Annotated in this window: 16 protein-coding genes, 3 tRNA genes and 1 pseudogene; 10 read left to right on the forward strand and 10 right to left on the reverse strand. The window is 60.3% G+C overall.

From position 1 onward, the window contains the following. Positions 1–50: 50 nt before the first annotated feature. A complete protein-coding gene (locus CBP34_RS15465) occupies positions 51–2,330 on the forward strand; it encodes a RelA/SpoT family protein (RefSeq protein WP_094098551.1) in 2,280 nt (759 codons plus the stop codon). Positions 2,331–2,363: 33 nt separating this feature from the next. On the opposite strand, the gene greB is transcribed toward CBP34_RS15465, so the two are convergent. The 5 genes from greB to CBP34_RS19510 form a co-directional block, all read right to left on the reverse strand. Further along, positions 2,364–2,936 (reverse strand): transcription elongation factor GreB, encoded by a 573-nt coding sequence (greB, locus tag CBP34_RS15470; RefSeq protein WP_094098552.1) that lies wholly within the window; start codon positions 2,934–2,936, stop codon positions 2,364–2,366. Positions 2,937–3,445: 509 nt separating this feature from the next. Further along, positions 3,446–4,267 (reverse strand): IS21-like element helper ATPase IstB, encoded by an 822-nt coding sequence (istB, locus tag CBP34_RS15480; RefSeq protein ID WP_087745763.1) that lies wholly within the window; start codon positions 4,265–4,267, stop codon positions 3,446–3,448. Next, on the reverse strand, positions 4,257–5,801 hold the full coding sequence (gene istA / locus CBP34_RS15485; protein WP_087748263.1) for an IS21 family transposase: 1,545 nt from the start codon (positions 5,799–5,801) through the stop codon (positions 4,257–4,259). The genes istB and istA overlap by 11 nt, the downstream gene beginning before the upstream one ends. A gap of 285 nt (positions 5,802–6,086) precedes the next feature. After that, positions 6,087–6,163, reverse strand: a tRNA-Arg gene (locus CBP34_RS15495). 202 nt (positions 6,164–6,365) lie between these two features. Beyond that, positions 6,366–6,437, reverse strand: a tRNA-Leu gene (locus CBP34_RS19510). A gap of 163 nt (positions 6,438–6,600) precedes the next feature. On the opposite strand from CBP34_RS19510, the gene CBP34_RS15500 reads away from it, so the two are divergent. The 5 genes from CBP34_RS15500 (at position 6,601) to CBP34_RS15520 (ending at position 13,373) form a co-directional block, all read left to right on the forward strand. Then, positions 6,601–7,944 (forward strand): tyrosine-type recombinase/integrase, encoded by a 1,344-nt coding sequence (locus tag CBP34_RS15500; RefSeq protein WP_094098554.1) that lies wholly within the window; start codon positions 6,601–6,603, stop codon positions 7,942–7,944. 1,161 nt (positions 7,945–9,105) lie between these two features. Next, complete coding sequence (locus tag CBP34_RS15510) at positions 9,106–11,472, forward strand: primase-helicase family protein (protein ID WP_094098555.1); 2,367 nt, start codon at positions 9,106–9,108, stop codon at positions 11,470–11,472. A gap of 273 nt (positions 11,473–11,745) precedes the next feature. Then, on the forward strand, positions 11,746–12,384 hold the full coding sequence (locus tag CBP34_RS15515; protein WP_094098556.1) for a hypothetical protein: 639 nt from the start codon (positions 11,746–11,748) through the stop codon (positions 12,382–12,384). 179 nt (positions 12,385–12,563) lie between these two features. Beyond that, positions 12,564–12,731 (forward strand): hypothetical protein, encoded by a 168-nt coding sequence (locus tag CBP34_RS19515; RefSeq protein WP_157896495.1) that lies wholly within the window; start codon positions 12,564–12,566, stop codon positions 12,729–12,731. A 111-nt stretch (positions 12,732–12,842) separates the two neighbouring features. Next, positions 12,843–13,373: a hypothetical protein gene (locus tag CBP34_RS15520; protein WP_094098557.1), complete on the forward strand. Its 531-nt coding sequence runs from the start codon at positions 12,843–12,845 to the stop codon at positions 13,371–13,373. Between the two features lie 352 nt (positions 13,374–13,725). On the opposite strand, the gene CBP34_RS15525 is transcribed toward CBP34_RS15520, so the two are convergent. Continuing rightward, positions 13,726–13,802, reverse strand: a tRNA-Ile gene (locus tag CBP34_RS15525). Between the two features lie 48 nt (positions 13,803–13,850). Beyond that, positions 13,851–14,855 carry a heat-inducible transcriptional repressor HrcA gene (gene hrcA / locus CBP34_RS15530; protein ID WP_094098558.1) on the reverse strand — a complete coding sequence of 335 codons (1,005 nt, stop codon included), beginning with the start codon at positions 14,853–14,855 and terminating at the stop codon, positions 13,851–13,853. 28 nt (positions 14,856–14,883) lie between these two features. Between hrcA and CBP34_RS15535 the strand changes: the two genes are divergently transcribed. The 3 genes from CBP34_RS15535 to rapZ are packed head-to-tail and all read left to right on the forward strand — an operon-like array spanning position 14,884 to position 18,316. After that, on the forward strand, positions 14,884–15,780 hold the full coding sequence (locus CBP34_RS15535) for an NAD kinase (protein ID WP_094098559.1): 897 nt from the start codon (positions 14,884–14,886) through the stop codon (positions 15,778–15,780). Positions 15,781–15,782: 2 nt separating this feature from the next. After that, the gene (gene recN / locus CBP34_RS15540) at positions 15,783–17,447 is read left to right on the forward strand and encodes a DNA repair protein RecN (protein ID WP_094098560.1); all 1,665 of its coding nucleotides are present in this window, start codon (positions 15,783–15,785) and stop codon (positions 17,445–17,447) included. Between the two features lie 5 nt (positions 17,448–17,452). Then, on the forward strand, positions 17,453–18,316 hold the full coding sequence (gene rapZ, locus CBP34_RS15545) for an RNase adapter RapZ (RefSeq protein ID WP_086913199.1): 864 nt from the start codon (positions 17,453–17,455) through the stop codon (positions 18,314–18,316). 30 nt (positions 18,317–18,346) lie between these two features. Here rapZ and mutY read toward each other — a convergent pair whose 3' ends face one another. From mutY to mutM, 3 genes and pseudogenes are all read right to left on the reverse strand, one after another. Next, positions 18,347–19,399, reverse strand: a complete 1,053-nt coding sequence (gene mutY / locus CBP34_RS15550) for an A/G-specific adenine glycosylase (RefSeq protein ID WP_094098561.1) — start codon at positions 19,397–19,399, stop codon at positions 18,347–18,349. After that, positions 19,396–21,252, reverse strand: a complete 1,857-nt coding sequence (locus CBP34_RS15555; protein ID WP_236748439.1) for a dynamin family protein — start codon at positions 21,250–21,252, stop codon at positions 19,396–19,398. Before CBP34_RS15555 ends, mutY begins: the two co-directional genes overlap by 4 nt. A gap of 210 nt (positions 21,253–21,462) precedes the next feature. Then, a pseudogene (gene mutM, locus CBP34_RS15560) lies at positions 21,463–22,277 on the reverse strand (bifunctional DNA-formamidopyrimidine glycosylase/DNA-(apurinic or apyrimidinic site) lyase). Positions 22,278–22,306: 29 nt separating this feature from the next. On the opposite strand from mutM, the gene CBP34_RS15565 reads away from it, so the two are divergent. Beyond that, the gene (locus CBP34_RS15565; RefSeq protein ID WP_094098562.1) at positions 22,307–24,091 is read left to right on the forward strand and encodes a tetratricopeptide repeat protein; all 1,785 of its coding nucleotides are present in this window, start codon (positions 22,307–22,309) and stop codon (positions 24,089–24,091) included. The last annotated feature ends 63 nt before the right edge of the window (positions 24,092–24,154 follow it).

Consider the following 24,154-nt stretch of genomic DNA (forward strand, 5'->3'; position numbering starts at 1 on the left):
TTTTTTTTGCGCCTTGGGCTTCTCGTGCACGACCGCGCTACATTTAGGACATGAACGCGGTGCTCAATTCCTATTCTGCGACGCAGATTCGGCCCGGTGACAGCCCCGCTTCGGGTACGGTCAGTGCGTCAGCGGCAGCCGCCAATGCAGCGGCGGCCAGCTTTGCCGCGCTGACGGACAGCCTCGACTACCTCGATACAGCCAACATTGAACTGGTGCGGCAGGCCTACCGCTTTGCCGACGAGGCGCACCTGGGGCAGTTGCGCAGCAGCGGTGAGCCCTACATTACCCACCCGATTGCAGTCGCGGCGCTGTGTGCCAGCTGGAAACTGGACGCCCAGGCACTGATGGCAGCACTGTTGCACGACGCCATGGAAGATTGTGGTGTAACCAAGGCCGACCTGATCGACCGCTTTGGTGCCCCGGTGGCCGAGCTCGTGGACGGACTCACCAAGCTCGACAAGCTTCAGTTCAATACGCGCGAGGAAAACCAGGCTGAGTCTTTTCGCAAGATGCTGCTGGCGATGGCGCGCGACGTTCGCGTGATTCTCATCAAGCTGGCAGATCGTACGCACAACATGCGCACGCTGTCGGACATGCCGCGCAGCAAATGGGGCCGCATTTCTTCTGAAACGCTGGAGATTTACGCACCAATCGCCCACCGCCTGGGCTTGAACCAGACGTATCGCGAACTCCAGGATCTTTCCTTCCGGCATTTGCACCCGTGGCGCTATCAGACGCTCTCCAAGGCCATCAACAAGTCGCGCAACCGACGCCGTGATCTGGTCCAGAAGGTTCAGGCAGAAGTGGATGCAGCGTTTTCGCGCATTGGCATGCCGGTTCGGCTCGCCGGACGCGAGAAGACGCTTTACGCCATCTATCAGAAGATGGACCTCAAGCACCTGAGCTTTGCGCAGGTCACCGACATCTATGGGTTTCGGGTGATTGTTCCCAGCATCACGGACTGCTACACGGCACTGGGCATCCTGCACCAGATGTACAAGCCGGTACCCGGGAAGTTCAAAGACCACATTGCCATCCCTAAACTCAACGGATACCAGTCACTCCACACCACTTTGGTGGGCCCCTCGGGCGTGAACATCGAATTTCAGATGCGCACCGACGAAATGCATGTGATTGCTGAAGCAGGCGTTGCGGCGCACTGGCTCTACAAGGCACAAGACAGTGAAGGCAACTCGGCCGAGCGCCTGGGCACCAAATGGCTGCAGTCCCTGCTCGATATCCAGAACGAAACCCGGGATGCTGCAGAATTCTGGGACCATGTCAAGGTCGACCTGTTCCCGGACGCGGTGTATGTCTTCACGCCCAAAAGCCAGATCATGGCTATGCCGCGCGGGGCCACAGTTGTTGATTTCGCCTATGCCATCCATAGTAACGTGGGTGACCGCACCACAGCGGGCAAGATCAACAATGAACTGGTGCCTCTGCGCACCGAGCTGAAAAACGGCGATGTGGTGGAAATCATCACCGCTCCTATCTCCACACCCAATCCGGCATGGCTGGGGTTCGTACGCACGGGCCGTGCACGGTCAAAGATTCGTCACTATCTCAAAACACTGGCACAGACAGAATCGGAAGGTCTTGGTGAAAAGCTGCTGACGCAGGCGCTGCGTGCAGAGGGTCTGGTCAGCCTCCCGCCCGTGGATGCAGAAACCCAGCCCATGTGGGACAAGCTGCTGCGCTTCACAGGAAACCGCACGCGCAGCGAACTGATGACAGACCTGGGACTGGGCAAGCGCATCGCCAGCATCGTCGCCAAGCGCCTCATGGTTCTGATGTCTGAACATGGGCACCGGCCCGATGCGCTGCTCATGACCCGAGAGCGCTACACATCCCACGAATCCCTGTCCCAGGGCGCAGTGACGCTGGATGGCAGCGAAAACGCCTCGGTCCAATATGCACACTGTTGCCGACCAGTACCTGGCGACAGCATTGTGGGATACCTGGGCCGCGGAGAAGGTTTGGTGGTTCACAATGCGCATTGCAGCGTGGCCAAGCGGCTACAGCACAAAGACAGCGAACGCTTTATTGCCGTGGACTGGGCGGATGAGCCCTCGCGCATGTTCGAGACCGGGGTGGTGGTTACCGTGAGCAACGGCAAAGGCGTGCTAGCACGCGTGGCCGCAGAACTGGCCAACTCGGAGGCCGATATCACCCATGTGGATATGGACGACGAGGTGGCACTCGACACCACTGACCTGCGCTTCGTGGTGGCAGTGCGGGACCAAGCCCATCTTGAAACAGCATTGCGCGGTCTGAGACGCACTCAGGCTGTGATTCGCGCGTCTCGGATCATTCCCCAAGCCTGAATTGCATAGACCAGAGCGTGGGCAGCGCCGCCCTCAGTTCCCTGCCTCTTGCGCTGATTGGTCGGGATACTGAACGCCCATCACCTCCAACCGATGCACGCCCCCCGGGGCAGCCAATGTAATTTCATCCCCAACCCTGGACTTCAGGAGCGCGCGCGCGACCGGTGCCATCCAGCTCACCTGGCCCTGGTTGCTTTCTGCTTCGTCAATTCCAAGTATGGTGATCGTCCGCTCCACGCTGTTATCTTCCAGATAAGTGACGGTCGCACCAAAAAATACCTGATCGCTTCCATGGTGAATGGCCGGATCGACGATCTCTGCAATCTCCAGTCGCTTGGTCAGAAACCTGATGCGACGGTCAATTTCGCGCAAACGCTTCTTGCCGTACAGATAGTCCCCGTTCTCGGAGCGATCGCCATTGCTGGCAGCCCAATGCACGATGTCCACGATCTTGGGTCGCTCAGTGTCGATCAACGCCAAGAGCTCTGACCGCAATCGAGCGTAACCATGCGGGGTGATGTAATTTTTCCCTCCGACCGGAAGCGGCGGGGAAACCAGATCATCGCCATCGTTGGTATCCGTTTCCCTGGTAAAGGCTTTGCTCATGAATGGATCTTGCCTCAAAGATGAAAAGCAATTCACCAATGAAAAAGCCTGCAACTTTTAAGTTGCAGGCTTTCAACATTGGTGCGGCTGGCAGGAATCGAACCCACTACCCCTTGGTTCGTAGGAAGGTACGAAACAATTTTTGGCATAGTGAGAATTCCAGTCATACACACCTAAATCATTGACAAACCTAGTGAATTTGGTAATTCACCCCCTTAGCTCACCCCAGACTGTTACACTCTAGCCCATCATCTTGTTGGGCACATTGTTGGGCACAAATCGAATGTGCCCAACACCACTAGACAAACAGGAATGTCGGCGCCGATCCAAATCTGAGCCACCGTGCCGACTGAATATTGAGCCAGGGGTGGAAGCCGACGTTTCAAGGGTCGGCTGTGGATAAGTGTAGGTGCTATCCTGGTTTGCTGATCTCCTTGCTGATGTGTTGAAGGCGCTGGGCAAGCCGCGAAGGGCGTAGCCCGTAGCGGCTTGCCCTGCGCGGTGCCTGCTCAGAATGGGTCGGGCTCAGCCTGCGTTGAGGCACTCTTTCGGTCCTGTTCCCGGGCCTTGATCCGCTTCTTCGCAGCGGCCGTGCTGCGGCTGAACCGGATCGACTCGTTGCCCGTCTCCACGATGTGGCAGTGGTGCGTGAGACGGTCCAGCAGCGCGGTGGTCATCTTCGCGTCGCCGAACACGCTGGACCATTCGGCGAAGTCCAGGTTGGTCGTGATCATCACGCTGGTGTGTTCGTACAGCTTGCTCAGCAGGTGGAACAGCAGCGCCCCGCCGGCCTGGCTGAACGGCAGATAACCCAGCTCGTCCAGGATGATCAGGTCCATGCGCAGCAAGCTGGTGGCGATGCGACCGGCCTTGCCCTGCGCCTTCTCCTGCTCCAGTGCGTTAACCAGATCGACCGTGGAGTAGAACCGCACCCGCTTGCCATGGCGGGTGATGCCCGAGACGCCGATGGCAGTGGCCAGATGGGTCTTGCCCGTGCCCGGGCCGCCCACCAGCACCACGTTGTGCGCCTCGTCGGTAAAGGCAGTGCCGGCCAGCGTGGTGACGAGCTTTCGGTCCACCGGCGAGACCGAGAAGTCAAAGCCCGCCATGTCCCGGTGCACCGGGAACTTCGCCGCGTGCATCTGGTGGCTGATCGAGCGCATCGCCCGGTCCGTGCCCTCGGCCTGCAGCAGGTGCTCGATCAGCCAGCGCGAGGTCTCGATGCCCAGGCCGCCGCCATCGCCACCGCCTTGCTCGACCAGATCAGCCCAGGCACCGGCCATGCCGTGCAGGCGCAGCGCCTTGAGTTCGACCAGCACATCAGTCTTCATGGCGGGCTCCTTCGGTGGTGGCGCCCACGGCACTGTCCGCGGTGTCGGCCCGAAGGCTGTCGTAGCGGGCCGTGTTTGCCAGCGGTGGCGTTGTCACCTTCAGCCGTGTGGCCGCCGTGGGAGGTGCCGGCTGCGCGTTGAGCCGGCTCAGCACGTTGACCACATGCTCCACGCTCACCTTGCCTGGCGCACCGCTCTCCAGCGCCAGCTCGATGGCCACCAGCACCGCGTCCAGACCGGCGCCAAGCACAATCGCCAGCACTTGCGCCATCACCCGGTCGCCTCCCGGGTTACGCAATAGCCCGCGGCGCAGCCGCTGCAGTGGCTCGGGCATGTCCGCAAAGGGCGCTCCGTTTCTCAGCGCCCCGGGCTTTCTCTGCAGCAGCGGGATGTAGTGCTGCCAGTCGTACCGGGTCTCGCCCGCGTTGCTCAGACGTTCGTGGCGGGCGATGACCTCATCATCGGCCACGATGACCACGCGGCCCGGGTACAGCCGCGTGCTCACCATCTGGCCCACGCGTTCGCACGGCACCGAATACCGGTTGCGCGCCACAGACACCAGGCAGGTGCTGGAAACCCGCGCGGGTTTCTCGACGTAGCCGTCGAAGGGCAGCGGCATGGGCATGAGGTGCGCCCGCTCGTGTTCGAGCATCTCCGACACGCTGAACTGCTTGTGCTCGGGGTGGCGTACCTCGTCCCACAACGCGCGGCAGCGCTGGCCCAGCCAGGCGTTGAGTTCGGTGAAGCTGCCGAACTTGATCTGCGCCGCGTCGATCCAGATGCGTCGGCGGCTGTCCTGCACGTTCTTCTCCACCACCCCTTTCTCCCAGCCGCTGGCCACGTTGCAGAAGTCCGGGTCATAGAGGTAGTGCGCGCACATGGTGGCAAAGCGCTCGTTGACGATGCGTCCCTTGCCCTTCTTGACCTTGTCTACAGCGGTCTTCATGTTGTCGTAGATGCCCCGGCGTGCCACGCCGCCCAGCGCGGCGAACGATCGGGTGTGGGCATCGAACAGCATCTCGTGACCCTGGCTGGGGTACGCCACCAGCCAGAAGGCCCGCGAAGCACACAGCTTCATATGCGAGACCTGCACCCGGTAGTAGATGCCGCCGATCACCATGCCTTCCTCGCTCCAGTCGAACTGGAAAGCCTCTCCCAGCTCGAAGGCCAGCGGCACGAAGGCATTGACGGCCGCCCCCTGACCCTCGCTCTGGCGCCACGCCCGGATGAAGTCGGTCACCCGCGTGTAACCCCCTTCGTAGCCCGCTTGCCTGATCTCGGCGTACAGCGCCTTGGCCGTGCGCCGCTCGTGTTTGGGCCGCCGTGCATCGGCCTTCAAGGCCAGCATGAGCGCGTCATGAAACGCCGTCAGTTTGTTGGGCTGTTCGCTGCGGCGGTACCTCGGTGGGCCGTCCACCTCGCCGTGCAGCCACTTCGCCACCGTGTTGCGCGATAGCCCTGTCATGCGCGATATCTCGCGCTCCGATTTGTTCTTGCGGGCATACAAATGCCGGATCCTGCCAATCATGTCCATGGTGATCACTCCTTGTCCTCTGCTGCACAAAAAAGCAGCAGATTAAGTTGTTCACCTGGCTCAGTTTTGGGTCGGCACTACCCTCAAAAGTGGCTCAGTTTTCGGTCGGCGCCAACAACCACGTCTTTTTCATGGCGGTAGCTTGCTGGCGACGATGCCAAGGCAGTTCGGGCTTTGACTTCACGGACTCCCCTAGCAACCCAACTTGTTGGGCACAATGTTGGGCACATTTCTGAAAGACAAAGGAAAAAGCCCTAGAACATTTCTGTTCTAGGGCTTACCTATTGGTGCGGCTGGCAGGAATCGAACCCACGACCCCTTGGTTCGTAGCCAAGTACTCTATCCAGCTGAGCTACAGCCGCTAAGCTTTGGATTATAGCATGAAATTCAGACAAATCTAAAAATCAAACCGCTTTTGATAAGCGATTGCATTGCCTGCAAGATCACCTACCCATCCAAATCCCAAGCGCAATTGTAATGCACCGGGAACGCCCCTTGATCCAGATTTGTGAAATTCTCGTGAAAGAAAGCGTGAGAGCAGGCAATGATCGTGCAGACGATCAATGGTAGGGCGTGTTGGACTTGAACCAACGACCAAAGGATTATGAGTCCCACCAATGCCACATTGAACACCATAGCGTTTCGTTGATTTTTGCTTATATATCAATAACTTAACGTTTTCATTCAACGCCCCTAAATTCACCTTTGTGCCGGAAAATTGCGAAAAAGTGGCTACATGGTGGCTACATGGCGGCTACACTGACCCAATCATGTAGCCAACCCAACCGGAGCAAACAGCATGGCCCGCCCCAAAAATACCGATGCGCCAGACCTTAAGGAACGGGTCAACTTGACCACTGGAGCAATCAGCCGCCTGGCCTGCCCGCCTGGAAAGCAACAGGCATTCATGCGAGACAGCGAAGCGCCTGGCTTGCGAGTGCGTGTGACTGCTGCGGGGGCTAAATCGTTTGTCTATGAGGCGAAGCTGAACCGGCAAACCATCCGCCGCACCATCGGGGATGTGAAGTTGTGGAGTATCGAGCAGGCCCGCACCGAAGCCCGGCGCCTTGCTGTGGTGCTGGATAACGGGCGAGACCCACGCGAGGTAGAGCGCCAGCAACAGGCAGACAACGCCGCAGCAAAAGCCGCCGCCGCCGTTCAATCCGCTACCGTGGGTGAGGTGTGGGCCGCCTACGTGTCCGAGCGCTCCCCGCACTGGGGTGACCTTCACCGAAAAGACCATGAGCGCCTTGCCCGTGCTGGTGGCGAGGCTGCCAACCGCGGCACCCGGGGCCGTGGCGTGACCATTGCCGGGCCATTGCACCCGCTGCTGGGGCTGGCTCTGCGTGACCTGACAGCGCCAACTATAGAAGCATGGGCCGCACGCGAGGCACAGACGCGCCCCACCGCTGCCCGGCTGGCGTGGCGGCTGCTGAAAGCGTTTTTAGGCTGGTGCGCAGAACAGCCGGAATATGCGCCAGTGCTGGCCGGGGCGAACCCTGCCAAGACAAAGAAAGCACGCGAGGCGCTGGGCAAGGCGAAGGCAAAGGACGATTCATTGCTGAAAGAGCAACTGCCCGCATGGTTTGCCGCCGTGCGCAGCATTGGCAATCCGACCGTGGCCGCCTACCTGCAAACGCTGCTGCTGACGGGTGCAAGGCCGGGCGAGGTGCTGGCGATGCGCTGGGACGACTTAAACACCCAATGGCGGGGCTTGACCATCCGCGACAAGGTAGAGGGAGAGCGCGTTATCCCTTTGACGCCCTACGTGCATAACCTGCTGGCCGCCCTGCCCCGCCGCAATGAATTTGTGTTTGCCAGTAGCCGCAACGAAAACACGTCGCTAACTGAGCCCAACCATGCGCACGATAAAGCGTGCAAGGTGGCCGCCATTGATGCGCTAACCCTGCATGGCCTGCGCCGGAGCTTTGGCACCTTGTCGGAGTGGCTGGAAATCCCCGCCGGTGTGGTGGCGCAGATTCAAGGCCACAAGCCGAGCGCAACCGCTGAGAAACATTACAGAGTGCGCCCGCTTGACTTGCTGCGCGTACACCATGAGCGCATAGAGGCCTGGATTCTGGAAGAGGCTGGGATTGTGTTCGATGCCAAGGCCGCGCCGGGGGCGCTGCGCGCCGTTACATGAACATCTGAACCATTCCACGGGTCAAATTGTTGTTAATTAACAACGACTAATGTAAATTTAACGTAAAGAACCAGCTTCGGCTGGTTTTTTTACTTGCGCATCCCTTGGGAAAAAAGGGGATTAAATCAACACGGTTAAATACCGAGAAGACAAAAAATCAACAAAACGGAATACAGGTAAATTTACAAGCGTTGAATAAAAGTACCTAAGTAAGTCGAAAAATCCACAAAAAATGACCAAAAGTCGCTTTTTGTAGGCATTTTGCAAGCCTTGGCAAACGCGGCAAGATCGGGGCACTTCGCTACGAAAGGCATCCGACATGCGCATCCCCGGCCAATATCCGCCACTCCAAACCACCAACCAACCCGCCGTAGGCACCGCGCAGGCATCGTTCTATCTTGGGCGCTCGCAACAGACCTTGCGCCGCTGGGCTTCTCGGGCGAAGGCCCAATCAAGCCCCTGAACGTTAATGGTCGCCTTGCCTGGCAAGTCGCCAAGCTGCGCGAGGTGCTGGGGGTTGCTGCATGACCACCCCACAATTGCCGCCGCCACCATGGCACGTTATCGAGAGCCGCCCCGGCATGGGCAACTTACATGCTCTAGTGGCACGCCTGGGCCGCAATCCTGCGAGCCTGACCCCATATCGACTGGGCGGTGCGCTGCGCGCCCTGGCGGAGCTTGAACGTGTGGGCGTGCCCCTGTCACAGAGCGCGATTGTCCTGGCCGTGGCCCGCACCTACGAGGGCCAATGGCGCTTGCAAGTGGCGTGCCCCTCGTGTGGTGTGCCGCACGTCCATGCAGCAGGCGAGGCAGCCGCGCCAGTGTTCGGCAGACGTGATCCGCCCTGTGGTGGCGCCCCATACCACCTTCGATTCGATTGAACCAAAAAGAAAAATGCCCGCTTGCAGGCGGGCACCAAAGAAAGTTTTTGCGCATGAATTTTAAACCCGCTGCACTCGCCGTGCAACTCTACTCCGTGCCGATACCCACGTCTGCGGACGTGGTGCCGGGGGCTTGCTGGACCCTGCGCTATCGCTGCCCCCACTGCCGTGCATATCGACGAAACACCTACTTTTTTGGAGGACTCATCCCGCCGACCCCCTGCGTGTTTGACCCTTGCGGGGCTCACTTGCAGCTTCTCCCGCGCGATGGCTGGCGCGCATGGCCAAAGAAAAAACCAATGAGGGCAGCATGATGCAAGTCTCCTATTTCAACCACCCGACCGACAACGAACCCAAGGCCCGTGAGATGGCCTGGCCGGACCTGGCAAAGCAACTGTGCAGCCCTGCGCCAAGTCGTCCGGGAAAGAAGGGACCGGGCTTCACTTGCGCACGCTACAAGCCCGGCAGCACGCGCGGAAACGCCGGTGTAGAAAGCCTGTCTGCCGCTGTGCTGGACTTTGATGACGGCACGACACCTGAGTCCGTGCTGACACGCTTGTCGGGACTTGAGGCCGTGGTCTATTCAACCTTTCGTGACCATCCGGCACACCGCCGTTTTCGCCTGGTGCTGCCGCTGGCAGCAGAGTGCCCGAAGCCACAGTGGGCTGCGCTGTGGCAGGCCATCAATCACGCCTGCGGAGGCTGCGCAGACCCTGCCGCCAAGGACGCCGCCCGCCTGAGCTACCTGCCCGCCCAACCGACCGACACCGCCGCCTGGCTTGAAGCACACGACGACAAGGAAGGCGCCGCCCTGCTGATCCTGTTCAACGGGGAGCCAAAGCAGGCAGCACCCATACACCAGACCGGCGCCGTCCTGAGCGTGGCTGAGTGGCTAGAGCGTGCGGGCATTGCACCCACGCCCGCCCACCATGATGACGCACCCGCACGCGACGACACCGAACCACTGACCCTCACGCGAGACCAACTTATCGAAGCTGCGCAGCGCATAACGCTGGAGGGCTGCCGCGCCGTGCTCGAACGCCCTGATGCAAGCGAGGGCGAGTGCTGGCGCGATTGCGTCCTGCTGCCGCTTCGGAACACCGCTTACTGGGACCGTGACCGCGCCGACGATCTATACGAAGCTTACGAAGTAGCCAGCGCGCAACTACCCGGCGACACGAGCAACAACGCGGCGCAGTGGCGCGCGAGGACAAAACCCACGGGCAGCAATCCACGAACGATAGGCACCTTTATTCGTGCCTGCGGTGGCAGCGCACCCACTGCTGACGGGTTCGGGGATGCACTCGCCGCGCCGATTGATCGCAGCACCCGCGATGCCTTTTTTTACTTTGCGCCGGCTGGGATGTTTATTGACCGCACGACGCGGGACCAGTGGCCGGCAAAGTCGGTTGATGCATCGGTGAAGTGGGAGACGCGCACGATCCGCAACGCGGACGGGACCGAAAAAGAAGCCCGAACCCAGCCGTCCAAGTGGATCGAGAGAAACCGGGCCGTGCATCAAATGTCATGGCTCCCCGGCGCCGGTGAAGTAGCCGAGGGCGTGGTCATCATGGAGGCGGGGGAAGTGCCAAGCCCCGACAATCGCGTGTTCAACTTGTACCGCCCACCCGCCGTAATTGACGGCGACGCAAGGCAGGCCGGTAAGTGGCTTGACCACCTGCACACGATTTACCCCGACGATGCCGACCACCTTTGTAGATGGATGGCGTACCACGTCCAACAGCCGGCAGGTAAGTGCAACCACGCGATTGTGCTGATCGGATCGCCGGGCATTGGCAAGGACACGATGCTTGAACCCCTGGTGCATGGTGTTGGCCCGTGGAACTTCGCAGACATCAAGCCGGGCCAGCTTGTCGCACGGTTCAACGGCTACCGCCGCAACAAGGTTATTCGCGTGAACGAGGCGCACGACACGGGCGATGAAATCAACCGACATGGAATTTATGAGGCCGCTAAGGTGCTGATCGCCGCCCCGCCCGAGGTGCTAATGGTTGATGAAAAGCACCGCAAAGAATACGCCATCCCCAATAAATGCGGGGTGGTGTTCACCAGCAATCACCCGACGGACGCCATGTATCTGCCCGCCGATGATCGGCGGCATTACGTGGCGGCCAGCAACGCGAACAAAGAGATGTTCACCGGCGACTATTGGGCGGACCTGTGGTCCTGGTATCACGCCGGGGGCTTAGGGCACGCCGTGGCCTATCTCCAAGGGCTTGACCTTGCTACGTTCAACCCCAAGGCACCGCCGCCGCTAACCCCTGCATTCTGGACGCTGGTGTCGTCCGGGGAAGCGCCCGAGGATGGCGACCTACGCGACCTGATCGCCGCCGTAGGTTCCCCCATCGTCCTGACCCTAGACGACCTGATCGAAAAAGCGGACCACAGGATGTTCGAGGAACTGCGCAGCGCAGCCAAGCGCCGCCAGTGGCAACACAGGCTAGGCCGTGCCGGTTATCTGCCGGTGCGCAACCCTGGCACCACGGATGGCCGCTGGAAGATCGACGGAAAGAATCGCGCCGTCTACGGGCAGCAGGGGGGCACGTATGCGCAGCACTGCGCAGCGATAGCCGCCATGTCTGAAAAAGTCCGTGAAGTCCGTGGTTCCGACCATCAACTTTTTTAGGAAATCTAGCCCCCCAGTCCGTGAAGTCCTAGAAGTCCGTGGTTTTTCACTGTCTACCTTTCTCTCTCTTTTTCCCCTTCTTTTTTAACTGCAGGCATTTCTTCCAATTGATAAAGACAGGTGAATTAGAGGGTGGAGAGAGCACGGAGATAGACAGTAGAAAACCACGGACTTCTAGGACTTCACGGACTGGCGCAACCGAAGAACGCCAGCCCCCGCGCGGCACTGCTGACCCGGTGCCGCACCCATAACCCGACCAACGAAAGCATTGCAATGAACGCAACCACCACCACCCCAACCCGCCAGCGCGGACGGCCTGCCCGCCGAATCGCCGCAGCACCCGAAGCCGCCGCACTCAAACTGCGCAGCATGGTTTACATGACAGCCGCGCCTTACTACAGCGACGGCGCCGATGTAGAAGCCATGCACGTCCGGTGGCGCGAACACCTGGAACTGACAGCGGAGCAGATCGAGGGCCGCGCTACGCAAGCTGCTGCACACCTGGCCGAAGTGGAATCTGCCCTGTCCGATATTGCCGCGCGCAAGGCGAAGGCCGCGGCACGCATGGAGGAATGCCGCCAAGCTGCCGAGGCACACCCGACGGCCACGACGAAATCGCGCACAGCCGATGCTGATTTTTCGCTTGATGCCCTGGCAGTAGCCAAGGCACGAACCGATGTAGCACGCGAGATGCTGCCCGCTGTCTCTGCCGCCCACTATGCGCTGTCCAACGAGTTGCGGGACGCGGAAAAGGCCCACAACGACGCCCGGCGCGCACTGCGTGACCTGGAGGCTGCGCGCGCATGGCAGGCCCTGCAATCGGCACTGGCGCCAGTGCAGGCGGCTATCTCAGAATGGCTCGAAGCCACGGGCGATGCCGCGGTATTTATAGGGGCGCCAGCCGCGCGCTAAATCTACTTTTCGCAAAGCCCAAAGCCCCGCCCGGTATCGGTTGCGGGGCTTTTAAGCTTGTGCGCTATGCCCCTTCGGATCGCCTGCGAAACGGCCTTGCGCATTAGGAAAAATTGGCCCACGAGGGGAACACCCCCCCTCCTGCTGCGACTTGCAGTTACAAGCCTTCCAGAGCCACCATGAGCGACACCACCACCCTACTAGATCAAGCCATTGCCCTCCTGGCGCAGACCCACGCCCAGGCTGGTGAGTCTTTTCGTGAATTGACGCCCGACGCGCAAGACCTCTTTTTGTGTGCAGTGAGTGACCTTGTGTCGCGTGCCCGTGACGCCGTGGCCGACGCATAACTTGAGTATGCCGGTCACGTGGCTTGATGTGCCCCCCACTCCCCCAAAACACCCGCGTTTTGAAGCAATGAGTAACATAGGGCGGTAGCCACAACGCCAACGGAGCCCTACATGAAACACCTTGCTTTCCTCGCCATCGCACTGCTTGCCTCGCCTACCTGGGCGATCAACAAGTGCATCGGGCCCGATGGCAAGGTGGTGTTCCAAGACGCTCCCTGCGCGGGCAAGGGCGAGACAATCAACGTGCAACCGGCAAGTGGCCATGCGCCTAAAACCGTGCCAGCCGCGACAACTGCTGGAGCCAATGCAGCGCCCGCAACAGTTGCAAACACCGCCCCCGCCAATAAAAAGGAAGGCGCCTTTGGCGAAAGCTGGCAGCGCCGGACCTACCTGGAGAACCGAGGCGTAGCCGACGCCCGCGCTGCCACCGACAACCACCAGCGCGAGTGCGCTGCCCAGCAGGTAGCCCTCGCCAGCCGCAAGCGGATCGCTAACAACAACCTTGCAGGTGCCACCTGGGAGCAATCCATATCTGCAGAGATGCAGGCCGCCGCAACCATGTGCGACTCCCGCTCGCGCGAGTTGCGGGCGGAATTGGAGGCGCTGCAGAAGGAACTGCGCGAGCTGCAGGCGAAGCAGTAAACCTGAGCTACGCGCGCCCCACCTGCCCGCCTACTGGTGCTGGTCCCTGCCAGCGGTGCCCGCCTGCTGCTGGTGCAATTTCAAGCGAACGGGGGGACCCTAAGAGCTAAGTCGAAGCGCCGCGGGGGCGAAGACCGCGGGGTTCACTTGGCCCCAAAAATTCGACTTTCAGTATGCGTTTCATGATGTGAAACATAAAGCACAACCGAGCCCCCGCCGTGGGGCTTTTTTGCTGCTGCCGGGTGGCTACATGGGCACAAAACCCCGTCCCGCTGGCTACATGACGGCTACATGACCCCAAAAAACAAAAAAGCCCGCTACCGTATTGATAGCAGGCTTTCCTTATCTAGCTTGGTAGGGCGTGTTGGACTTGAACCAACGACCAAAGGATTATGAGTCCTCTGCTCTAACCAACTGAGCTAACGCCCCTCGCGCCAACGCTGAATCAGACGGGGCACCGTAAGTATTGTAGGGTGTTTATTTGCGGTAGCTGAGCGCGTTGGACACGAGCTTGGAAGTGATGTCCACGATCTGGATCATCCTGTCATAGGGCATGCGGGTGGGGCCGATCACACCCAGAGTTCCCACTACCCGGCCATCCACCTCGTAGGGTGCACTGACGATCGAAAGTTCTTCGAACGGTACCACCTGGCTTTCGCCGCCGATGTAGATCCGAACACCCTCGGCCTGGCTGGAGATGTCCAGAAGACGCAGTATCTGGGTTTTCTGCTCGAACAGATCGAACGCCCTGCGAAGGTTGCCCATGTCGCTGGAGAAATCGCTCACCGCCAGCAGGTTTCTTTCACCAGAAATGACAACCTCATCCTGCGCTTCGGAAAGCGCCTCCGAACTGACATTGACGGCAGCCTGCATCAAGGACGCGATCTCCCCACGAAGCATGTCAACCTCTGACTTGAGCTTCTCCCGCACCTGCTCTATGGCCAGGCCGGCATAGTGTGCATTCAGGAAGTTGGCTGCCTCGATCAACTGCGACTGGGAATAGTCCACATCCGTGAAGATGACACGGTTTTGTACGTCACCTTCGGGCGAAACAATGATCACCAGAAACCGGCGCTCTGAAAGACGGAGAAACTCGATGTGGCGGAACACGGAGGTACGTCGCGGTGCCATCACGACACCCACAAACTGGGAGAGGTTCGACAAAAGGTGTGCCGCATTGGCAATCACTTTTTGAGGTTGCTCTGGCGCCAGTTGCGGCGGCGTCAATGGATCCCGCTGCACCGTCAGCATGGTGTCCACAAACAGGCGATAGCCTCGCGCGGTGGGGACCCTGCCCGCGGACGTGTGCGGGCTGGCGATCAATCCCAGCTCCTCCAGGTCCGCCATGACGTTGCGTATCGTCGCCGGAGACAGCTCCAACCCAGAGGCACGCGAAAGGGTGCGCGAGCCCACAGGCTGCCCATCGGCGATATAGCGCTCGACCAGCGCTTTAAGCAACAACTTGGCACGGTCATCGAGCATAGAGTGATTTTAATGATGTAATTTCGCGATGACGTCCAATTTCCGCCATGTTGCGCTTATCGGCAAGTATCAGGCAACTGCTGCAGGCGGCATGGCCGACAGCTCTCGCCACGCTCTCGAAGAGATAGCGCAGTTTCTAATCCACCAAGGGTGCCAGGTGGTGCTTGAAAAAGAAACTGCCATCAATACCAACCTGACTGCTTACACGGCCATGGACGTAGACACCATTGGCGCCCAATGTGACCTGGGCCTGGTCGTTGGTGGGGACGGCACCATGCTGGGCATCGGCCGTCGACTAGCGCGTTACGGCACCCCGCTGATCGGTATCAACCAGGGGCGCTTGGGGTTCATCACCGACATTCCCTTCGACAGTTACCAGGCGGCGCTCACTCCGATGCTGTGTGGAGAGTATGAAGAGGACCTGCGCCCGCTGATGCGAGCACGTGTGGTGCGGGGGCAGGCCACTGTTTTCGAAGCCTTGGCCATGAACGATGTGGTGGTGAATCGGGGAGCCACCTCTGGCATGGTGGAGCTTCGCGTAGAAGTGGGAGGACGATTGGTGGCCAATCAGAGGGCCGACGGACTCATCATTGCCTCGCCCACTGGCTCCACGGCTTATGCCCTATCCGCCGGCGGCCCCATGCTCCACCCGTCCATCCCGGGGTGGGTGCTGGTTCCCATTGCACCCCATACCCTGTCAAACCGTCCGATCGTTTTGTCCGATGCCACCGAAGTGGCTGTCGAGATCGTGAGCGGCAGGGACGTGAGCGCCAATTTCGACATGCAATCGTTGGCGTCACTGCTGCATGGTGATCGCATTCTCGTGCAGCGCTCCGAGCATAGCGTCCGGTTTTTGCACCCGCTCGGCTGGAACTACTTCGCCACCCTGCGCAAGAAGTTGCGCTGGAACGAAGGGGGCTCCTGACTATGGCGCTCAAGCGGATCACCCTGCGAGACTTCGTGATTGTTCAGGAACTGGCGCTTGATCTCCAGACAGGTTTCACCGTGTTGACAGGGGAAACCGGTGCCGGCAAGTCGATTCTGGTGGATGCACTGCAACTGGCACTCGGTGCCCGCGCGGATGCCGGATCGGTGCGCGAAGGTGCCACCCATGCAGATGTGTGTGCTGAATTCGATTATCCCGGCCACTTGCAACCATGGTTCGAAGAGGCAGGAATCGAAATCAACGAAGCCCTGCTCCTGCGCAGGACGGTCGACACCCAAGGGAAAAGTCGTGCGTGGATCAATGGCACGCCGGCAACGGCGACACAACTTCGCCACCTCGGGGATCAGCTGTTGGACATTCATGGTCAGCACGCCTGGCAGAGTCTGACCCGCCCGGACTCCGTGCGGGGCTTGCTTGACGCCTATGCAGGTATTTCGCTGCAAGACTTGACTGCAAGCTGGACAAAATGGCGTGCCGACCAGAGGATTCTGGAGGAAGCACGAGCGGCACAGTCATCTCTTCAACAAGAGCGCGAGCGGTTGCAATGGCAAATTGCGGAAATCAGCAAACTGGCCCCCGCGGAAGATGAATGGGCCGAACTGGAAGCGCAGCACAAACGGCTCTCGCACGCCCAGACACTGCTGGAAGCCGCCCAGGGTGCACTTACGGCGCTCGAAGTGGAAGAGTCGGGCGCACACTCCCGCCTGACGCGCGCGGCCTCACTTTTGCATGGCCAGGAGCAGCTGGAACCCGCTTTCAGCGAACTGGCCGACATCCTCTCATCCAGTCTTGCGCAGACCAGCGATGTCATCCGCTCGTTACAAGCCTATCTGAGACACACCGAACTGGACCCAGACCGCCTCGCCGATATCGACATGCGCCTGTCACAGTGGATGACTCTTGCGAGGCGCTACAAGCGCCAACCCGCGGAATTGCCCGCCTTGCTGCAAGCGTGGAAAGCAGAGCTGCAGCAACTGGACGCTGCAGCCGACCTCGCCAGCCTGGAAGCTGCGCAAGCGAGCAGCGCCAAAGCCTACCAAATGGTTGCGAGAGCCATTTCTCTCAGGCGAACAAAGGCAGCGCCAAAACTGTCTGCCGCCATCACACAGGCAATGCAAGGCCTGGGCATGACGGGAGGCATATTTGAGGTATCGGTGACAAGAACCTCTGAGGCCGCGCTTCATGGATTGGACGACATTGCGTTTCTCGTGGCCGGGCACCCCGGCATGACTCCCCGCCCCATCGGCAAGGTTGCCTCCGGCGGTGAACTGTCACGGATTTCACTGGCGATTTCTGTGACCACCAGCGAGCTCGGCACTGCCCCCACCTTGGTCTTCGACGAAGTCGATTCGGGCGTCGGCGGGGCCGTGGCCGAAACCGTGGGGCGATTGATGCGGCAACTCGGGCGCGACCGGCAGGTGCTCGCAGTAACCCACTTGCCACAGGTGGCAGCCTATGCCGACCACCACCTCATGGTGTCCAAGCGCCGAAATTCAGCCGGAACCACCAGCACAGTGATGCCCGTTCTGGGCGAGCATCGCGTGGGGGAGGTGGCCCGTATGCTGGGCGGTGAACGCCCAACAGGCACCAGCTTGGCCCATGCCAGCGAAATGCTGAGCCTGGCAAATACCCAGCAGAAAGGCTGACGTTCATGTCTTTGGAAATTGTGCTGATCACTGGGATGTCCGGCTCTGGAAAATCCGTTGCTCTGAACGCCATGGAAGATGCGGGCTATTACTGCGTAGACAACCTGCCCCCCGAACTGCTCCCTGCCTTTGTGGCTCTGGAGCACAAGCACCATGGGAACCGCGTGGCCATTGCCATGGATGTGCGCAGCGCCACGTCGCTGCCGCAGGTGCCGCGTGAACTGGAACGCCTGCGAAACCAGGGGGTGCTCATTCAGTCCATCTTCCTTGATGCCACCACGGAGACCCTGGTTCGTCGTTTTTCTGAGACGCGGCGACGTCACCCTTTGTCGCATGACGACACTCCAGACGGCCGGCGGGCACTCACACAAGTGATTGAGCTGGAGCGCGAGTTGCTGGCCGACCTTCGCGAGCAGGCACATGTCATTGACACCAGCACGATACGGGCGTCCCAGCTTCAAAGCTACGTCAAGGACCTGATGCCGGCGGCGCCAGGGCAACTGACACTGGTTTTCCAGTCGTTCGCCTTCAAGCGCGGAATTCCAGTGGACGCCGACTATGTGTTCGACGTCCGAATGCTCCCCAACCCACATTACGAACCGGCATTGCGCGACCTGACAGGACTGGACGCGCCCGTCGCGGAATTTCTGCAGCAACAGCCAGATGTGGCGCTGATGGGCCAGCACATTGAGCAGTTCCTCTCGCACTGGCTGGAGATGCTGGACCGAAACCACCGAAGCTATGTGACGGTAGCCGTCGGATGTACAGGCGGTCAGCACCGATCAGTCTATCTGGTGGAGCAATTGGCCCACGTATTCAGCGACCGATGGACAGTGCTGCGACGCCATCGGGAGCTGGACGGCCGTTGAACGCACGCATCCACGCGGCTCCTGCTGAATCTACAGCCCTGCCAACAGTTTACGAATGGGTGCAGGAAGGCCCAGTGCCCCGAACTGTGCGGCAGTAAACCACGCGCCACCATCGTCTGGCGCTGCTTGACCATATTGACGAACGATGAAGGGATGCAAATGCAGATCCCGATGGGTCAGCACATGCAGGAAAGGGGCCCCTTCCTCCATGGTTTGCCCTGAAATTGGCCCTGCGCCATCGAGAAATACCGACACATCCGAGCGCAGAGGAAACACAGGCACGCAATACAGCCCCGCCCAGATGCCCACCGCAGGACGGCGAGACAACCAGACCCGCCCCACGGGATCTTGGAGCACCAGAAGCCACCACGATTCAGAGCGGCGCTTGAGCGTACGGGTTCTGACGGGATAGCGTTCGGGCTCCCCCTCGCGGTGTGCGGCGCACAAGGTTTGCAAAGGACATTGTGGGCAGGCTGGATTGCGCGGCGTGCATAGGCTTGCCCCTAAATCCATCAATCCCTGGGTATAGCGCGGCATGGCCGTGTCGAGGTCCACAGAGGGCAGCAAGGACTGCGCATGCAACCACAGTGTGCGCTCATTCCGACTCAAAGCGAGATCTGCGTCGAAGCCCAACACGCGGGTCAGCACCCTTCGTACGTTGGCGTCCAGAATGGGGGTGCGTTCCGAAAAACAGAAAGCCGCAATCGCTCCGGCCGTCGAACGCCCAATGCCAGGCAAGGTGGCCAGCACCTGCGCGCTGCGGGGAAATTTCCCGCCATGTTCGTTGACGACGGTCTGGGCACAGCGGTGCAGATTGCGTGCGCGGCTGTAGTAGCCAAGGCCACTCCAGAGCGCCATCACATCGTCCTGCGGTGCTGCGGCCAACGCCCTTACATCGGGAAAACGCTCCAGAAATCGCGCGTAGTACCCCAACACTGTGCTGACCTGTGTCTGCTGCAGCATGATTTCAGACAGCCAGACCTTATACGGATCGCGCGTTTGCTGCCAAGGCAAGTGATTGCGTCCATGGCTTGCTTGCCACCGAACAACTCGCGTGGCGACATCCGTCTCCGAAAGAATCATGCAGGCATGAGCCCGGTGAGTTCTGTACCTTCTTCCAGAACAGGCAATGCCATCAACTGGGCGGTCAGTTCGGTCAAGCGTCGTTCCAGTTGAATGAGTTCCGCCTCACCCGCCTCGATCTCGGAAATCCGCTCCACAAGACTCGTGGCAGCGTGCTGAATCCGGTCGACCGCCTCGATGCGCCGTGCAAAACTGCGGCGACGCTCACGCAACTGCGCATCCAGTTGGGCCGTTGCAGACTTGCTCCACAACTCCAGGTCATTCGCCGCCGACTCATACACCGTGCGCAACCGCATGGCCAAGGCTCGAACCAAGCGATCGGCGAATTCCGGCTGCACAAGTTTCAAGGCGTTGCCAACACCCAGATACTGCAAATGGCTTTGCTCAATCTGAGAGAGATCGTCAGTGAAGTGTTCGAGCTGCGGAGGGGGAGGTACCTGCAGGGAGAAACCAAATTCCGCATTCAGCTGGCGAAACGTGCCGCCCAACATCGCCTGAATCTCAATGCCGGATGCCTGCGCCTTGTCCAGGGTGCCCCTCAGTTTGTCAAAGGTCTGGGCATAGATTTTTCGCACGCCCAACTTCAAGCCCTTTTGCTGGAGCATCTGCGCCAACTCGGCCAACTCCATCTTGAGGGACTTGGCCCCCAACTGATGGAAAACGTCCCGCAGCAACTTCAGATGCACCGCCCGAACCGCCTGGATCTTGGTGGTACTCATATCGAACTCGCGCTGTTCCTGCTCCACGCGGTGGCGCATCGACTCGATCACCGACGCATTTTTTCCCCGGAGACTTCGCAGTTCCGCCATCTGGTCGTCCAGATCCCGGCGACGAATATTGATCACACGCGAAGTCTCGGCACGCAGCCCCGCCACCCCCGTCGCTACGGCAGCACGCAAGATGGCTTGGCGGCGCCCCATGATCCCTTTGGCCAGCGCCTCCTCCAACACGGGCAGGCCACTGGATTCAAGCAGCAGATCGTCACATGTGATTTTTGCAACGAGCCCCTTTTGCGCAGAAACCGGCACCACCTGCGCCAGCGGCACCCCCAGCATCTCGGCAGAGGTCATGCATTGCCGGTTCATCTGCGCGAGGATTTCATCCGGCGAATTGAGGGTATCCCACAAGGTGTCGATCTTGTTCAGCACAACCAGCCGCGCGTCAAGACTGTCCGGGGACGTTGCCAGATGCTCGCGCCAGATGGACAAGTCCGAACGGGTGACCCCCGTGTCCGCACTCAAGATGAAGACCACCGCATGGGCCTGCGGGATGAGATTGACGGTCAACTCGGGCTCGGCGCCCACCGCATTCAACCCGGGGGTATCAAGAATCACCAACCCTTGCTTGAGCAGGGGATGGGGAATATTGATGATGGCGTGTCGCCACATCGGCACTTCCACCAAGCCATCGGCATCAGGAACCGGGTTGTCATCCGACAGCTCATCGTGCCAGAACCCCAGCGCACGGGCGTTGTCCAGTGTGACTTTTCGAACCTCAGCGACTTTCTCAAGCGCTTTGGCGATTTGATCCGCATTGTTCACATCCAGCGGGATCTCAAGCCAGCGATCATGCTTCAGGCGCCATTCAGCGAGGCCCTGCAATTGCAAGCGAGTATCAATGGGCAGCAGCCGCAGACTGGGGGCCAATGAAGCGTCGTAGCCCAATTCCGTGGGGCACATCGTCGTGCGGCCGGCACTGGCAGGCATGATGCGGCGACCGTAGTCAGCAAAGAAAATGGCATTGATCAGCTCAGATTTTCCACGCGAAAACTCCGCGACAAAAGCCACCATCACCTTGTCGCTGCGCACCTGGGCTTCCAGTCGACTCAGCCGCTCCTGAACGGCGGAGTCCATGAGTTCGTGATCAGACATCCACTCGGACAGACGGTGAATCTGGTGGGCAAACTCACGCCGCCAGACGCCGTGCTGGTCGAACTGCTCGTTGAATGATGGTCCCACTTTGCTCCCGGAGTGCATTGAACGGTCTACATGTAGACATTCACAAAATATAGCATTGACCGCGCCGCGGGCACGATCCACAGGCCAATTGTCACTGGCGCCACCTTACGGGCGTTGACAGCGAGGACAAAAATAGCTGCTGCGCTGACCCTGGCGAAGCAGCTTGATGACAGCGCCGCATTGACGGCAGGGAGCGCCGTCCCGCCCATAGACATTTGCCTCGTGCTGAAAATGTCCGGCCATCCCATCGGCATTGGAAAAGTCCTTCAGCGTGCTGCCACCCAGTTCCACCGCACGCGAAAGCACTGTCCTGATAGAGAAAAAAAGCCTGTGCGCCCTCACAGGGCCGATACGTTGCGCCGCAACGGTGGGTCGAATGCCTGCAAGAAACAACACTTCGGACGCATAAATATTGCCAACCCCAACGACCAGTCGCCCGAGAGCAGCAACTGCTTGACAGGAGCGCGGCTCGCCTTCAGTCCGGCGTGGAAAGCGGGAAAGGTAAAGGCTTCCGACAGCGGCTCCATCCCCAACCCGCCAAGCAACTTCTGGGCGACCGCTTCCTGCTCGCTTGCCGCATACACGACGGCACCAAAACGCCTGGGATCATGCAGACGAAGGGTCCCTTGAGAAGTGACCATGTCGAAATGGTCGTGCGCCGCCGAAGGAGGTAGATCGCGGCTGAAACGCAAACTGCCCGACATCCCCAGATGCAGCAGCAGCACGCCGCAATCCAGATCCGCCAGCAAATACTTGCCCCGACGGCGCAGCGAAACCACCCTGCGCCCCACCAGCGATTGCGGGTCACACCCGAGGGGCCACCGCAAGGGTTTACCCATGCGAACCGAATCGATCCGCGCTCCGGCAATGGCCTGCGCAAAGCTGCGACGGGTGACTTCCACTTCGGGCAACTCAGGCATGCAATGGCCTTTGGAACAGGTTTGGAAGCATGGATTATTATGACCCGATGGTGCAATCTCATCGCTTTCGAACCGCCCTCCTCGCTGCCACTCTGGTGGCAACAGCAACCACGGGATGGACGCAGCCTGGCGATCAACAGCCCCCCACAAGCAGCGAAGCCACGCCCCCCGCCGCCTCTGGCGCACAGCTCGATGCCGAACTTTTCTATGAGATCTTTCTGGGCGAGCTGACCGCCCAGTCCGGAGATCCTGGCGCGGGTTACGCGCTGATGCTGGAAGCCGCGCGGCGCAGCAGGGAAAGCGCCTTGTACCGTCGAGCAGCCGATATTGCCCTGCAAGCCCGGTCGGGCGACTACGCTTTGGCGGCGGCACGGGCGTGGAAAGAAGCGCAACCCCAGTCGCGCGAAGCCAACCGCTACACGCTGCAGATTCTCATCGCCCTGAACCGGATCGGGGAAACCCCGCAACTGCTGCGCCAGGAGTTGGCGCAAATACCCGCTTCCTCCAAAGCTGCAGCCCTGTCGGCCCTGCCCCAGATGTATGGCCGTGCCAGCGACAAGACACTGGCGGCGAATGTAGTCGAGCAGGCGCTGGCCGATGAACTTCACCACCCCGCCACAGGGCCCGCCGCGTGGACCACACTGGGTCGCATGCGCCTGGCAGCAGGAAACAAGGTCGGTGCGCTCAATGCCGCTCGCCGGGCGCTCGCGCTGGATGGAGCAAGCGAAGTGGCCATGCCGCTGGCCCTGGAATTGATGGAGGAGGGGGTGGCGGACGCGGAATCGTTGGTGACGGCCCACCTCACCAAAAAACCTGATCCCGAGTTGCGCACGGCATATGCCCGCATCCTTTTAAGCCAGCAACGTTACCCTGCCGCGCGCCAACAGCTGGAAACCGTGACGCGCGACAAGCCCGACTTCAGGGAAGCATGGCTAGCCCTTGCAACGCTGCAACTCCAGGACAATCGATTGCCCGATGCAGAAAAATCGCTGCAGCGCTACATCGAACTGGCGAATGCGGCCACGTCAGATCCCGACCTCCAGAAGCGCGGCCTGACCCAGGCCTACCTTCTCTATGCACAGCTTGCCGAAAAGAAAAAGGACTACACGGCAGCGGAATCCTGGCTCGCACGCATTGACAATTCGGAAGAAATGATGAGCGCGCAGCGACGGCGAGCGTCGTTGCTCGCACAGCGGGGAAAAATTTCAGAAGCGCGCGGCCTGCTTCGCGGCCTGCCAGGCAATACTCCCAACCAGACCCGACTGAAACTGCAGGCAGAGGTGCAGCTTCTGCAGGAAATGCGTTTGTACAAAGAAGCCCTGGCCGTTCAAACCGAACTGGTGGCGCAGAATCCCGACGACAACGAAATGGTCTACGACCAGGCGATGCTGGCTGAAAAGACGGGCGATCCGGTGCTGATGGAACAGCTGCTGCGGCAGGTGATTGCACGACAACCCGATTTCCACCACGCCTACAACGCCTTGGGATACTCGCTGGCCGAACGTGGGCTGCGCCTGGAGGAGGCCAAGGGCCTGATCGCCAAGGCGCTGGAATATGCTCCCGGCGACCCCTTCATTACGGACAGCCTCGGCTGGGTCGAATTCCGCTTGGGCAACAGCGCAGAGGCCTTGCGGCTGCTTTCGGCCGCATTCAAGACCCGGCCCGATGCCGAAATTGCAGCCCACCTGGGCGAAGTCCTCTGGTCCACCGGCGACCGTGCGCGCGCCTCCAGCGTCTGGCGCGAAGGTTTGCGCCTGAATCCAGACAACGAAACGCTCAGAGACACGCTGAAACGCCTGGGAGCCAGGCCCTGATGTTGCGCGCGCTTCCACAGGGACGGCAACCGCAACGCGCCGTCCAAACGTTGCACCATGGGC

It is taken from the genome of Acidovorax carolinensis, assembly GCF_002157145.1.
Lineage (GTDB): Bacteria > Pseudomonadota > Gammaproteobacteria > Burkholderiales > Burkholderiaceae_C > Acidovorax > Acidovorax carolinensis.

What these genes read in the sequence shown, in the direction of transcription:
- rapZ (WP_086913199.1), top strand. Translation starts at nt 17,453, where the DNA reads ATGTCTTTGGAAATTGTGCTGATCACTGGGATGTCCGGCTCTGGAAAA.
- greB (WP_094098552.1), bottom strand. Translation starts at nt 2,936, where the DNA reads ATGAGCAAAGCCTTTACCAGGGAAACGGATACCAACGATGGCGATGAT.
- istA (WP_087748263.1), bottom strand. Translation starts at nt 5,801, where the DNA reads ATGGACATGATTGGCAGGATCCGGCATTTGTATGCCCGCAAGAACAAA.
- CBP34_RS15500 (WP_094098554.1), top strand. Translation starts at nt 6,601, where the DNA reads ATGGCCCGCCCCAAAAATACCGATGCGCCAGACCTTAAGGAACGGGTC.
- recN (WP_094098560.1), top strand. Translation starts at nt 15,783, where the DNA reads ATGGCGCTCAAGCGGATCACCCTGCGAGACTTCGTGATTGTTCAGGAA.
- CBP34_RS15535 (WP_094098559.1), top strand. Translation starts at nt 14,884, where the DNA reads ATGACGTCCAATTTCCGCCATGTTGCGCTTATCGGCAAGTATCAGGCA.
- CBP34_RS15565 (WP_094098562.1), top strand. Translation starts at nt 22,307, where the DNA reads ATGGATTATTATGACCCGATGGTGCAATCTCATCGCTTTCGAACCGCC.
- CBP34_RS15520 (WP_094098557.1), top strand. Translation starts at nt 12,843, where the DNA reads ATGAAACACCTTGCTTTCCTCGCCATCGCACTGCTTGCCTCGCCTACC.
- CBP34_RS15510 (WP_094098555.1), top strand. Translation starts at nt 9,106, where the DNA reads ATGGCCAAAGAAAAAACCAATGAGGGCAGCATGATGCAAGTCTCCTAT.
- CBP34_RS15465 (WP_094098551.1), top strand. Translation starts at nt 51, where the DNA reads ATGAACGCGGTGCTCAATTCCTATTCTGCGACGCAGATTCGGCCCGGT.
- CBP34_RS15555 (WP_236748439.1), bottom strand. Translation starts at nt 21,252, where the DNA reads ATGGACTCCGCCGTTCAGGAGCGGCTGAGTCGACTGGAAGCCCAGGTG.
- CBP34_RS15515 (WP_094098556.1), top strand. Translation starts at nt 11,746, where the DNA reads ATGAACGCAACCACCACCACCCCAACCCGCCAGCGCGGACGGCCTGCC.
- istB (WP_087745763.1), bottom strand. Translation starts at nt 4,267, where the DNA reads ATGAAGACTGATGTGCTGGTCGAACTCAAGGCGCTGCGCCTGCACGGC.
- hrcA (WP_094098558.1), bottom strand. Translation starts at nt 14,855, where the DNA reads ATGCTCGATGACCGTGCCAAGTTGTTGCTTAAAGCGCTGGTCGAGCGC.
- mutY (WP_094098561.1), bottom strand. Translation starts at nt 19,399, where the DNA reads ATGATTCTTTCGGAGACGGATGTCGCCACGCGAGTTGTTCGGTGGCAA.
- CBP34_RS19515 (WP_157896495.1), top strand. Translation starts at nt 12,564, where the DNA reads ATGAGCGACACCACCACCCTACTAGATCAAGCCATTGCCCTCCTGGCG.